At 69.8% G+C, this 12,009-nt stretch carries 11 protein-coding genes; 7 read left to right on the top strand and 4 right to left on the bottom strand.

The features are described 5' to 3' along the window. Positions 1–6 precede the first annotated feature (6 nt). A complete protein-coding gene (locus B0I29_RS35400; RefSeq protein ID WP_111653485.1) occupies positions 7–438 on the bottom strand; it encodes a RidA family protein in 432 nt (143 codons plus the stop codon). A gap of 114 nt (positions 439–552) precedes the next feature. Here B0I29_RS35400 and B0I29_RS35395 point away from each other — a divergent pair, with 114 nt between their 5' ends. Continuing rightward, a complete protein-coding gene (locus B0I29_RS35395; RefSeq protein WP_111653484.1) occupies positions 553–1,695 on the top strand; it encodes a RidA family protein in 1,143 nt (380 codons plus the stop codon). A gap of 14 nt (positions 1,696–1,709) precedes the next feature. Next, entirely contained in the window at positions 1,710–2,507 is a 798-nt protein-coding gene (locus B0I29_RS35390) for an SDR family NAD(P)-dependent oxidoreductase (RefSeq protein ID WP_111653483.1), read from the top strand. A 60-nt stretch (positions 2,508–2,567) separates the two neighbouring features. Here the strand turns inward: B0I29_RS35390 and B0I29_RS35385 are convergent, their stop codons facing one another. After that, positions 2,568–3,293: a GntR family transcriptional regulator gene (locus B0I29_RS35385; protein WP_181558139.1), complete on the bottom strand. Its 726-nt coding sequence runs from the start codon at positions 3,291–3,293 to the stop codon at positions 2,568–2,570. 87 nt (positions 3,294–3,380) lie between these two features. Beyond that, positions 3,381–4,658 (bottom strand): PucR family transcriptional regulator, encoded by a 1,278-nt coding sequence (locus tag B0I29_RS35380; RefSeq protein ID WP_111653481.1) that lies wholly within the window; start codon positions 4,656–4,658, stop codon positions 3,381–3,383. A gap of 137 nt (positions 4,659–4,795) precedes the next feature. Between B0I29_RS35380 and B0I29_RS35375 the strand changes: the two genes are divergently transcribed. Genes B0I29_RS35375 through B0I29_RS35365 form a run of 3 tightly spaced genes read left to right on the top strand, consistent with a single transcriptional unit; the run spans position 4,796 to position 8,272 of the window. Continuing rightward, entirely contained in the window at positions 4,796–6,190 is a 1,395-nt protein-coding gene (locus B0I29_RS35375; protein WP_111653480.1) for a PA domain protein, read from the top strand. Then, a complete protein-coding gene (locus tag B0I29_RS35370) occupies positions 6,183–7,037 on the top strand; it encodes an alpha/beta fold hydrolase (RefSeq protein WP_111653479.1) in 855 nt (284 codons plus the stop codon). The genes B0I29_RS35375 and B0I29_RS35370 overlap by 8 nt, the downstream gene beginning before the upstream one ends. After that, positions 7,034–8,272, top strand: coding sequence for an MFS transporter (locus B0I29_RS35365; protein ID WP_111653478.1), 1,239 nt, complete (start codon positions 7,034–7,036; stop codon positions 8,270–8,272). The genes B0I29_RS35370 and B0I29_RS35365 overlap by 4 nt, the downstream gene beginning before the upstream one ends. Positions 8,273–8,277: 5 nt before the next feature. Here the strand turns inward: B0I29_RS35365 and B0I29_RS35360 are convergent, their stop codons facing one another. Continuing rightward, the gene (locus tag B0I29_RS35360) at positions 8,278–10,110 is read right to left on the bottom strand and encodes an AMP-dependent synthetase/ligase (RefSeq protein WP_111653477.1); all 1,833 of its coding nucleotides are present in this window, start codon (positions 10,108–10,110) and stop codon (positions 8,278–8,280) included. A 99-nt stretch (positions 10,111–10,209) separates the two neighbouring features. On the opposite strand from B0I29_RS35360, the gene B0I29_RS35355 reads away from it, so the two are divergent. After that, a complete protein-coding gene (locus B0I29_RS35355) occupies positions 10,210–10,884 on the top strand; it encodes a TetR/AcrR family transcriptional regulator (RefSeq protein ID WP_111653476.1) in 675 nt (224 codons plus the stop codon). Positions 10,885–10,920: 36 nt separating this feature from the next. Then, a complete protein-coding gene (pgfA, locus tag B0I29_RS47120; RefSeq protein ID WP_245973010.1) occupies positions 10,921–11,958 on the top strand; it encodes a cell envelope lipid trafficking protein PgfA in 1,038 nt (345 codons plus the stop codon). Positions 11,959–12,009 lie beyond the last annotated feature (51 nt).

Genomic DNA, 12,009 nt, shown 5'->3' with positions numbered 1-12,009 from the left:
TATGGGCTAGGCGTCGGCCACGGCGGCCGTGACTTCGACCTCGACGAGCATCTCCGGCATCGCGAGGCCGGCCACCTGCAGGAAGGTGTGCGGGGGCGGCGGGGTTCCCTGCAGCGCCTGCGCCTGGACCTCGTGGTAGAGGAACACGTTCTTGGCGTCGGTCACGTAGGTCGTCATGCGTACGATGTCGGCGAAGGTGGCTCCGTGGGCGGCCAGGATGTCCTTGATCTTCGCGTACGCGATCCGCGTCTGCTCGGCGAAGTCACCGGGGGCCTGGGTCACCATCTCCTGCGGCGTTGCCGCGCTCGGATCCTCCGAACCGATGCCGGAAATGTAGATGAGCTTCTTCGGGCCTTCGACGGTGACGACGTCGGTGAAGAAGCTCCGGCTCCATCCGCCGTTGTGGTTGTGGTCTGTTTTGCGGAACTCGGGGGGCATTTCAAAACTCCTCGGAAACAGTGGCGTTACGTCGCTTTTCGCGGCCGGGTCACCGTACCTCAAAATCTATAGATTTCGTTGACGTGCCTGGTCACAGCTGCGTAGCATCGCCGCATGATCACCTCGCCCGCCTCCGCGGCACACGAAAATCCGCACCTTTGGGAGTCGCTGTACTTCAGCGGTCTGATCGCTGCGGACCCTTCCGCCTCCCCGTTGCGAGCCGCGCTGGAACAGCTGGCGGGCGAGCTGGCATCACGGGGCGCGACGTTGAACGACGTCGTCCAGGTCACGTCGTTCCACCAGGACGTCTGGTCGATCGAGCAGGACCTGCGCAGCGTCGGCGACATGTTCGGCGACCAGCCACCGGCCTGGACCGCCGTCGGCTTCCACGGCTGCGAGGTGCCCGGGGCGACTATCGCCATCCGCGCCATCGCGAACATCGGCGTCGCCAAGCAGTCGTTCCGGTCCGAGTCACACAGCTGGCTCCAGGGCCTCCCGATCGCGAGCGCCTGCCGTACCGGAGACCTGGTTTTCGTATCGGGTCAACTCGCGACGAACGCGGCAGGCGACGTGCGGGGAACGGACGCTGTCGCCCAGGCGCACGTCGCGTACGCCCACGTCGCTGAGGCGCTGTCGGAGTTCGGCGGCACCTTCGACGACGTGCTGGACTTCACCCACTTCATGGTCGACCTTCGCGGCGGGGACGCCACGTTCCGCGAGGTCTACATGCCCGACGTGCTGCGCGTATCGCAGATCGAAGCTGCCGCTACCACCACCCATGTCGGGGTGACCGGGTTGATCCGGCCCGGCTTCGTCGGCGCCTATCTCGCGACGGCCGACCTCACCTCGGGACAGCGCGTCGGATACTGCCCCGAGTCGATCTTCTGGAGGAACGCGTATCCGCTGGCGGCCGTCTCGGCCAAGCCCCACGGGTCGTTCATCGGGATCGCGGGACACGTGCCCGCGACCCCGCAGGGAGAGATCGCTTTCCCCGGTGACCCGGTCCGGCAGCTCGGGTTCGTCCTCGACAGCCTCACCGAATCACTCGACGGATACGGGCTCACCCGCGACGAGGTGCGTGAGCTGACCGTCTACGTGAAGGACCCCCGCTACGCGCGGGCGCTACGAGACGTCGTCACGGAGAAGTTCGGCGTCGCGCCTCCCCTGTCCATCGTCGGCTCGACCGGGCTGTGGATCGAGGGATTCGAGCTCGAGGTCGGCGCCGTGGTGATCCGCAAACCCGCAACGAACGCCTGAGGAGAACACGTTCCATGTCACCGACAACAGGCCGTCTCGCCGGCAAGAAGGCGATCGTCACCGGAGGATCGTCCGGCATCGGACGGGCCATCGCCCTGCGGTACGCGGAAGAAGGAGCGAACGTCGCGATCCTCAGCCGCAGTCCACTGCCCCGTGAAGGCGGCACCCCCACCCACGAGCTGATCACCGCGGCCGGCGGCGTTGCCACGCACATCCCGGTCGACGTCGCCGACGCCACCGCCCTCGAATCCGCTGTCGAGGCCGCGACCGAGCAACTCGGCGGGCTGGACATCATCGCCACCTCCGCCGGGACCTCCGGCCCGCTCGGCGACTCCCGCGAGGTCTCCGCAGAGGAGGTGCTGCAGAGCCTGCAGGTCAACATGCTGGGCACGTTCGTCGCGGTACGCACCGCCCTGCGGACGTTCGCCGCGCAGAAGTCGGGCCGCGCCGTCCTGGTCAGCTCCAACTTCGACCGGGTCGGAGTGAATGGATTCGCCGCGTACTGCATGGCCAAGGCCGGCATCACGAACCTGGCGAAAGCCCTGGCCGTCGAATACGGCGCCTACGGGGTGACCGTCAACGTGCTGAGCCCCGGCTCGACCAACACCGACATGTCGTCCGCGGTGCGGGCAAACCCGGGCCTGCAGGCCGCCTTCCGCGCCGCGACACCGCTGGTCTTCCCCGACGACGAGACACGCATCCAGGCCGAGCCGGTCGACATCGCGCACGCGGCGGTGTTTCTCGCCTCCGACGAGGCGCGGTTCATGACCGGCGCGGACATCGTCATCGACGGTGGCTGGACGGCGATCTGACCACTCCCGGCACACCTGGCAGCGCCCCATCGGTGGACTGGTCGCCCGCATGGGGCGCTGTCACGTCGCCTGGTGGAACCGCTCGACCACGCTCGTGATGAGCGTGGGTTCGTGATCCGGCGTCATGTAGCCGATCAGGGCGACCGCGGCGTTCGCCAGGTCGCTGGCCATCGCCGCACCCGCTGCGTCCGGATCGCGCGCCTCGAACGCGGCCAGGATGGCGCCGTGCCAGCGGTTCGGCGCACGCCACCCGTCCAGCGCTTCGGGCCGCTGCATCTGAACGTAATGCCGGCTGCGGTCGAAGTTGATGGCCACGCGCGATTGCATGGCCTGCCCCAGCGAGTCGGTGGCGAGCATGTGGAAATCGAAATGGGCCGCATGCCAGGCGGCGTCAGGTCCACCCGCTCCCGTGCTCGCGGATTGCATCCTCTGAAACGCATCCCGCATCGCCATGAGAGATTCGTCCGTCACGACCCGGGCGGTCAGCGCCGCACCCATCGCCTCGATACAGATGCGTTCGGCATAGAGGGCCTCGACCTGAGCAGGATCGAACCCGACCACGCGCGCCCGCCGCTGGGGCGGGGCGACGACCAGGCCCTCCTCCTGAAGCCGCCGCAGGGCCTCACGGATCGGCGTGGCGCTCACCCCGAGAAGCCGGCCGATCTTGTCCTGCTCGAGCACCTCGCCGGAGGTGAAACGGCCGTTGAGGATGTCCTCACGCAGAAGCCGGTGAACCTCTTCGGTCGCGCTCTGTCCCCGGAGCTGCCCGCGACTCGGCACGTTCACCTCCGCAGGTCGCCGCCGTAATAGCCGTTCGTCCCGGCAGGAGGTCATCTTACGTGCACAGGTCGCTGCGTGCGCCGGGTGGCAGCCTCACGCCGGCGTTGCCCATGACGACGTGACCAGTGCACGTCCTGATCGCCGGCGGTAGCGGTCGAGGTCACGCAGATACAGGGCGGCGAACGCGGTGAGTCGTTGTGCCGGTTCGGTGGGATCGAAGCCGACGAGGACGGCGATCCGGGTCAGCCGGTAGTCGACGGTGTTGGGATGCACGTGCAGATCGGCGGCGGTGCGCTGCCGATCGAACCCGTTGCGCAGGAAGGTCCGCAGGGTCTGCTCCCAGTCCGGGTGCCCGTCGAGCGGTCGTAGGCGTTCGCGCAGCCGGTCGGTGCCGGGGCCGGGCCGGGTCAACTGGTAGGCGACGAGCACGTCGTCGAGGGTGTATGCCCCCGGGCCGTGTCCGGCGGCCAGGGCGATCTCCAGAACATCGTTGCCCTGCTGGTGGACAAGGTGCACCGTGTCCGGCGGGCCGAAAGCGGCGCCGGCGTGGACCGGGACGCCGAGGGCCTCGGTAAGGCGATCGACCACCAGTCTCGCCTCCGCCGTGCCGGCGTCGGGCGCAACGGGAATCAGGGCGGTCGCGACCGGGTCTCGGACCAGCGCCAGCACATCGGTGCCGTACTGGTCCAGAACCCGCTGGACGGTGTTGGACCGCCGGTGCGCGCTCACGCGCGGGCTGCGCCCAGGCGGCGGAGCGGCCGGCGGTGTGGGGTCCGGGCCCAGGTGGAGGCTGAGCACGAGGTATCCCGGCGGCAGCGCGATGCCGGCCAGTTCCGCCGCTGCCTGCGGGCTCTGCCCGGACAGCAGGGCGCTGAACAGGCCGTACCGGGCGTCACGTTCCCCCAGGCGCATCCGCGCCGCCTCGTGCTGGAAGCCGCGCACCACGAAGCCGGTGACCTGGCGAAGGTAGCGGTGCACGGCCTCGGTGATTCGCAGCAGACCGTCCCGCTCACCGGCACGGCACCGCGGCGCGATCACCTGCCACATCGCGTCGGCGCCGATCTGGTAGTCGATCAGCAGATGCTCGACGGGTTCGCCGTCGCTGGCACGGCGGGCCGCCGAGGCGATCAGGTCCGCTGCCTCCTCGTCAGTCAGTTCGCCGCCCGGTCCCCGGTCCAGCAGCAGCATGAACAGGTCGACGTTGTGCTCGACGATCCAGCGCAACTCCGGATCCCGCCGAGGCGCCGCCGGGCGCGAAGCCTCGGCGCCATGGTCGCTCAGCGCCTGCAACGCGTGCGTGGACAGCGTCCGGCGGTGCGCGCGGACCCATTCCGGAGCGGGCGTGCCCTCGATGGTGAGCGATCCAGCCATAGCGCCTTTTGGAGATCTCACAAAAACAGGATGCCATTTCCCGGACGGGAGCGGATTTTGCTTGTGACGGAACTTACCTAACGTCGCTGTGAAACCCGCTCGACACAAAGCCGGCGGCCGCGCGACAGGACATCCCTATGAAACCCGGCATCAACGACACGTTCCTGGACGCTGCGACGCTGCGTCAATGGCAGGCAGCACTGGACGAGCGTGGCCTGCGCGCGACCGGCTCCCCCGCCCACGAGGAGTACATCGACGACCTGGCCGCGCGGCTCTGCGCCGCAGGGGTGCAGGAGGTGTGGCTGGAGAGCATTCCGATGCGCCGCTGGACCCCGCGCCGCTGGAGCCTGCGCACCGACCGGGAGGTCCCGGTCGTCTCGCCGGTGGCCTACTCGGGTCACACCGATGCGGCGGGGGTGACCGGGCCGCTGGCCGCCGAGCCGGCGCCAGGCGTGATCGGGCTGGTGCACATCGGGCTGCCGCCGCTGCAGGCCGAACTGTTCGACATGCTGGACTGGGACGCGCCCGCCCAGCCGGTGCACGCCGAGGGATACGACCCGCAGGACGCGTACGAACGGGTCTGGCTGAGCCAGGACGCGATGCGCGCGGAGCTGGCCCGCTTCGAGGCGGCCGACGCCGCCGGCCTCGTCCTCGCGGTCGACCTGCCCGAGGCCGAGATCCGCGACGGCTACCTGCTCTACGACGGCGTGCACCGCAACCTGCCCGCCGTCTTCGTCGGCCGGGAGACCGCGGCCCTGCTGCGGGAGGTTCTCGACCAGGGCGGCCAGGCGAACCTCGTCCTGGAAGCCGACGTAGAGGACGCCGTCACCCGCAACCTGATCGGCCTGATCCCGGGCGCGAGCGACGAGCTGATCGCGTTGCAGTCACACACCGACGGCACCAACGGGCTGGAGGACAACGGCCCCGAGGCGATCCTCGCGATGGCCGAGTACCTGTCCCGGATCCCTCGGGCCGATCTGCCCCGCGGCGTGCTGGTCCTGCTGACCACCGGCCACTTCGCCCTCGAGGAGGCGTGGGGACTCGACGCCTTCCTCACCGCGCACCGCGACGACCTGGTGCCCCGGATCGCCGCCGCGATGTGTCTGGAACACCTGGGCGCTCTGCAGGCACCGGCCGGGCACGCCGGCCACGCTGAAGGCCAGACGTACGAGTTCGGCTGCTGCTTCGCCACCCGGCACCGCGCCGTGATCGACGCCGCCCGCACCGCCCTGGAAGAGGCGGCAGTGACCGAGGCGCGCGTGGTACGCCCGATGGTGCCCGACCCGACCGGCGACTCCCCCGACGGCATGACCTGGCCCGGCGACGGCGGCGCGTTCTGGCACCGGGCCGGCCTGCCCGCCCTGAACTTCATCACCGGCCCGAACCATCTGCTCAACGTCGAACCTGTCCTCGAGCTCATCGACATCGACTCGCTGCGCCGGCAGGCGATCGCTTTCACCCGTGCTCTGCTCACCCTGGCCGCGACCCCCGGCGAGCAACTGCGCCGCGAGATCCCCGCGGCCGATGAGTGACCATCCGACCTCATGGGACCTCGACTCCGGCGCCCGGGTCCATGTCTGGAACCCAGCCGGGCAGGCCCGCGCCATCGTCCAGCTGCAGCACGGCTTCGCCGAGCACGCGCAGCGCTACACCGACGAGCACGCCCAGCTGATCCCGCACCTGCTGGACCGCGGGTATGGCGTCTGGGCGATGGACATGATCGGGCACGGCCGCTCGCCGGGGCCGCGCCGGCTCACCGATATCCGCGCCGCTGTCGCCGATCACGTCCGCGTCCGGGCCCGGCTGCACGGCGAGGGCCTGCCGGTCCTGCTGTTCGGCCACTCCCTCGGTGGCCTGGTGACGGCCGGCAGCGTCGCTACCGATCCGGCCGGGACCGCCGGAGTGGTCCTGTCCGCCCCGGTCCTGGTGCCGCCGGTGCCGGCACCGGCGCGAGCGGCGGCGATGCTGCTGGCACGGCTGCTCCCGAGGACGCCGGTGCCCGGCCGCAACGCTCCGATCGACGAGCTGACCCGGCGACCGGACGTCGTCGAGCGGGCTCGCCGCGACCCGCTCATGCATCCCGGCCGGGTGCCACTGCTCGTCGGCGCGACCGCCCTCGACGTGTCCGCCCGGCTGTGGCGTCACGCCCCACGCTGGCAGGCCCCCTGCCTCGTCCTGCACGGCACCGACGACACCGCCACCGACCACCGGCAGAGCCGCCGTCTCGTCGACGCCCTCGGCACCGGCGACAAGACCCTGCACCTGGTCGACGGCGGCCGCCACGAACTGCTCAACGACCTTCCCGCCGAGCGGATCCTCGACCTGGTCCTGACCTGGATCGACGACCGCGTACCCGCGACCCGAGGACCCCTGCCATGAGCCTGCCCCCGGCACAGACCGATGCTCCGGCCACGACCCGACGACTAGCGGCGGCCCTGCTGATCGGCACCCTCGGCTGGAACATTCCCTTCAGCGCCGCCACACAGGTGCTGCTGCCCGCCACCATCGCCGACCTCGCACCGGCGGACAAGCTGCACCTGTTCGCCGTGCTGACCGCGACCGGCGCCGTGGTCGGGCTGCTCGCCAACATCGCCTTCGGCGCATGCTCCGACCTCACCCGCTCACGGTGGGGCGCGCGTACCCCCTGGGTCGTCGGCGGCGGCATCGGCACCGCCGCGATGATGCTCGCGGCACCGCACGCCGGCCGGATCCTGACCCTGACCCTGTGCTGGTGCCTCGCGATCACCGCGCTCAACGCCACCGTCGCGGCACTGACCGCCGTCGTCCCCGACCGGGTCCCGGCCGGCCGACGGGCCGGCATCTCCGCCGTCGTCGGGCTGGCCATCCTGCTCGGCAACGCCATCGGCGTCCTGCTCGGCGCGCCCTTCGTCGAACGGCACAGCGCGGGTTTCGCGGTCCTGGCCGCGATCGCCGTACTCTTCCCGCTCGCGGCCGTCCTGATCGCCCCGGACCAGCCCAACCTCGATGTGCCACGACCGGACCGCACCGCCGCGACTTTCCTGCGTAGCCTGGCGCCGCCACGGCGGATGCCAGACTTCTACTGGGCGCTCTGGGGCCGCCTGCTGCTGGTGCTCGGCTACTTCATGATCCAGACCTTCCAGCTGTACCTGCTCACCGACTACGTCGGCCTGACCGAGAGCCGAGCCGCCGGGGTCCTCGCCATCAACTCGGTGCTGTTCCTGGCCGCCGCCATCGCCGGCACCCTGGCCGCCGGCCCCTGGTCGGACCGGATACGCCGCCGCAAACCGTTCGTCATCGCCGCGTCCCTGATCGCGGTCGCCGCCGGCATCGCACCGCTACTGTCCCCGACCATCGCCGGAATGACCGCCTTCGCCGTCATCGGCGGACTCGCCTTCGGCAGCTACTACAGCGTGGACACCGCGTTGATGACCGAAGTACTGCCCAGCGCTCACTCCCGGGCCAAGGACCTCGGCTTCCTCAACATCGCCAACAGCGGAGGACAGGTCCTCGCCCCGGTCGCCAGCACCGCCATGGTCGCCCTCGGGTTCGGGTTCACCCCACTCTTCCTCGCCAGCATGCTCGCCTGCGCGCTCGGCGCGGTGCTCATCATGCCGATCAGGACGGTCCGCTGAACCGCTCATCCCGGATAGAGCGTGTCGAGCAGGTCGCCATGACGCTGCTCGACAACCCGGCGGCGCACCTTCAGCGACGGGGTTAGGTCGCCGTTCTCGACCGTGAGGTTCGTGCCCAGGATCGCGAACTGTTTGATCGTCTCCCACCGGCCGAGCCCGGCGTTCAGCTCAGCGATGTATCTCTCGACGACCGCGACCAGCTGCGGTGAACGGACGAGCTCGGCATGGTCGGCGCCGGGCACGTCGTGCTCCTTCGCCCAGGATCGGACGGCCTGCGGATCGAGATCGATCAGTGCGGTGATGTACTTGCGACCCTCGCCGTGCACCACGATCTGGGCGCTCAGCGGGCAGATCGCGGCGAACCGGGTTTCGATCGACTGCGGTGCCACATACTTCCCGCCGGAGGTTTTGATCAGGTCTTTCTTCCGGTCGGTGATCTTCAGGGAGCCGCGTGCGGTGATCTCGCCGATGTCGCCGGTGGACAGCCATCCGTCGACCTCGTCGCCGCCGTGGTAGCCGGTCATCACGCCGGGACCCTTGATCAGGATTTCGCCGTCATCGGCGATGGCGATGACGGTTCCGGGGAACGGCACGCCGACCGTTCCGTACTCGACGGTGCCGAGGCGGTTGACGACGGTGGCCGCGGACGACTCGGTGAGCCCGTACCCTTCCAGAACGGGCAGGCCGAGGGCGTCGAAGAACTCGGCGATGTCCGCCGACAACGCGGCGGCACCGGAAATGAAGTAGCGCATCCTCCCTCCGAAACGGGCCCGGATCCGGGCGAGGACCAGCCGGTCGGCGATCCGGTGCCGCACCGCCGGCCAGGCCGCGGGCCGCTGTCCGGCGCGGCGGGTGCGGGCGGCCTGCCGGCCGGCATCGACGGCCCAATCGAACAGGCGGGCTTTCAGCCCGCCGTCGCGGTGAGCGGCGGCGAGCACGCCGGCATGGACCTTTTCAAAGATCCGGGGTACGGCGGGCATCACCGTCGGGCGGACCAAGGGCAGATTGCCGATGATCCTGGTGAGGTCGCCGTCCACAGCGCAGGGATAGCCGATCGCGATCTGGGTGGCGATCAGCGCCTTGCCGAACGCATGGGCCAGCGGCAACCACAGGTATCCGAGGTCGTCCGGACCGGCCAGCTCGATCGCCTGCCCGGCCAGGCCCTCGTAGATCCAGCATCGATGCGGCAGCCGGACCCCCTTGGGCCGGCCGGTCGTCCCGGACGTGTAGATGAGCGTGGCCAGCTGATCGGAACCGACGGCCGAGGTCGCCGCGGTGACAGCGTCAGGGGCGGCTTCCAGCAGCGCCCGGCCGCGCCCACGCAGTTCAGCGAGAGTGAGAGCGCGCGGGTCGGCGCCGTCGATCAGGACAGCGTGCTCGACCGGCGAGCCGGCAGCGAGGACCTTGTCCAGGTACCCGGCGTTCTCCACCACGGCGATGCGGCTGTCCGAGTCGGCGAGGATGTACGACACGTCCTCGGCCGTCGACGTCGGGTACACGGTGGTCGTCGCGCCGCCGGCGCACATCACGCCCAGGTCGGCGTGGATCCACTCGACCCGTGTCCCGGACATGACGGCGACCCGGTCCTGCGGGCGCAGTCCCAGGGCGAGCAGGCCGGCCGCGATCTCCCTAGCCACCAGGCCTGCCTGTGCCCAGGTCTGCGATCGCCACTCGCCGTCCGGATCCGGCCATCGGTACGCCTCGGCGTCCGGTGTGCGGGCGACTCGCTCGGCCAGCAGCGCGCCCAGCGATGCCGGCGCCGTCTGCCACAACCGTTCCCAGGCTGCGACCTCCGTGGCCGGAGCGCTGAGCCGATGCTGGCGATCATGTGCACTCATCCGGAACTCCCGAGCAGGTATTGACTCTGTTAACGCCGCGTTTCTAAAGTACGCCAACGTACTTATGAAGTGGAAGGGGGATCATGCGACGATGCCGTCGTGAGCCAGGCGACCATCACGCACGGGGTGTTCTTCAGCCCTCAGGGCAGAGACCTGCCCCGCGGACGGCATGCCCTGCAACCCGCGGCGGTGCAGGCCGCCCACCGCGAACGCATCATGGCCGCCTTCGCCGAACTGGTCGCCGAACACGGCCTGACGAGCGTCACCGTGGCCGACGTGGTCAAACGAGCGGCGGTGTCGAGAACCGCCTTCTACGGACTCTTCGGCGACCTGCCCTCCTGCGCCGACGCCGCCTACCAGCGATTCATCGAGGTCCTCCTGGACCGGGTCTCGGCAGCCGCCACCGCGTCGCACGACTGGCCCGCCCTGATCCCCTCGGTCATCGACGCCTATCTCGACACCGTCGCCGCCGACCTCGTCGTGACCCGCGCCATGATGCTCGAAATGGACTCGGCCGGCCGCAGCGCACGCGACCGCCGCCGGCAGGCGCTCGCCGTGATCGCGCAGTTCCTCCACGACCGCCACACGTTCTGGATCGCCAAGGACGACACTCTCGGCCCGCTACCGGCCGAGGCATTCCTGGGCTTCGTCTACACGCTGCGCCAGCTGGCCTGCGACCTGCTCGACGAACACGCCGAGCCGGACCTGCGCGCCCTTCGCGAGCCGATGATCCGGTGGGTCTCCGCAAGCGTTCTCGGCGCAGCCTCCGCCTGAAGACCTTCTCTCCCTTCGCTCACTATGAGGAGCGCCATGACAGCACGCCTCGGCGCGGTCATCTTCGGCATCGGCGTCTTCGCCGTCGTACTGGGCGCGGGCTGCGCCTTCTACGTCACGCCGGCGGTCGCCCGCCTTCCGTACGACCTCACCATGTGCACCGCCACCGTGACCGAGGACTGCCTGCGCGCCAGCGTGGCCGAGGCGCCCGGAGCCCAATTCTTGCAAACCAAGGGCGGCGCCGCCCCGAGCGTCGAGATCCGCACCGGCACCCTGCGCTCGACCACCGAGATCTCGCCACAGCACGCTCAGACCGCCGCCGAGATGACCGGCGACGCGGTGATCTGGCACGTCTACAGCACGGTCTCCTGGGTCGAGACCAACGAGATGGTCAGCCAGTCCATCACCGGGGTGGCCCTGGATCGCGACACCGCGGCAGCCGCCGACTGGCCGAACCAGTTCTTCGAGGACGCCGGCAAGGACCGGCCGTCGGACATCGACTTCGAAGGCCAGCTCTACAAGTTCCCGTTCGGCACCCAGCGGCAGGACTATCAGTACTTCGACAGCAACCTGCGCCGGGCCCTGCCCATCACCTTCCAGGACACCGAGCGGATCGACGGCCTGGAGACCTACCGCTTCCAGCAGACCATTCCGGAAACCACGCTGACCGTTTCCACCGACCAGCTGACCGCCCTGCTCAACCGGTTCACGCCGGGCGCCACGGCAGGCCGGATCACCTACACCAACACCCGCACCCTCTGGGTGGAACCGGCCAGCGGCCTGTTCGTGAAGGTCCAGGAGCAGCAGCGCAAGACCCTCGTACCGTCGACCGGCACACCCATCGCACTGCTCGACGCCACCTTCACCTCCACCCCCGAGACACTGCGCAACAGCATCAGCTCAGCCACCGACGCCAGAAACCAGCTCCTGCTGATCAGCCGCTACCTGCCGATCGGCGCAGCCGTCATCGGCGCGATCCTGATGGTCCTCGGCCCGTGGCTGGCCAGACGGCGCAAGCGGCCGCTTCGCGACAGCCACCTGTGCCGTCGCAAAGCTTCCGTCCTGTCCGGCTGAGCAGGGGCCGGGTTCGGAGTCGGTTGCTCCGGTGGGTCGTCGTCCTCGAGT

Origin of the sequence: Actinoplanes lutulentus (assembly GCF_003259845.1) — a bacterium.
Classification (GTDB): Bacteria; Actinomycetota; Actinomycetes; order Mycobacteriales; family Micromonosporaceae; genus Actinoplanes; species Actinoplanes lutulentus.
The sequence above is the reverse complement of the archived record's forward strand: the minus strand, read 5'-3'. Positions and strand labels throughout refer to the sequence as shown.